Annotated in this window: 1 pseudogene; it reads left to right on the top strand. The window is 47.9% G+C overall.

The features are described 5' to 3' along the window. A pseudogene (locus B3014_RS06805) lies at positions 1-405 on the top strand (F0F1 ATP synthase subunit beta); the annotation flags it as partial.

Here is a 405-nt window from a genome sequence, read left to right as displayed (position 1 = left end):
GAAGGCACGCTCCGGTCTGTCTGTATTCGCAGGTGTTCGTGAGCGTACTCGTGAAGGTAACGACTTCTATCATGAAATGACAGATTCAAACGTTATCGACAAAGTATCACTGGTATATGGTCAGATGAATGAGCCACCTGGTAACCGTCTACGTGTTGCGTTGACTGGTCTGACCATGGCCGAATACTTCCGTGATGAAGGTCGTGACGTACTGTTCTTCGTTGATAACATCTACCGTTACACATTGGCCGGTACTGAGGTATCAGCGCTGTTAGGTCGTATGCCTTCTGCAGTAGGTTACCAACCGACACTGGCTGAAGAAATGGGTGTTCTGCAAGAACGTATCACGTCAACTAAGACAGGTTCTATCACATCTATCCAAGCGGTATACGTACCTGCGGATGA

It is taken from the genome of Methylophaga sp. UBA678 (genome assembly GCF_002299105.1).
GTDB classification, from domain to species: Bacteria; Pseudomonadota; Gammaproteobacteria; order Nitrosococcales; family Methylophagaceae; genus Methylophaga; species Methylophaga marina.
This window is presented reverse-complemented; position numbering and strand designations above follow the sequence as displayed.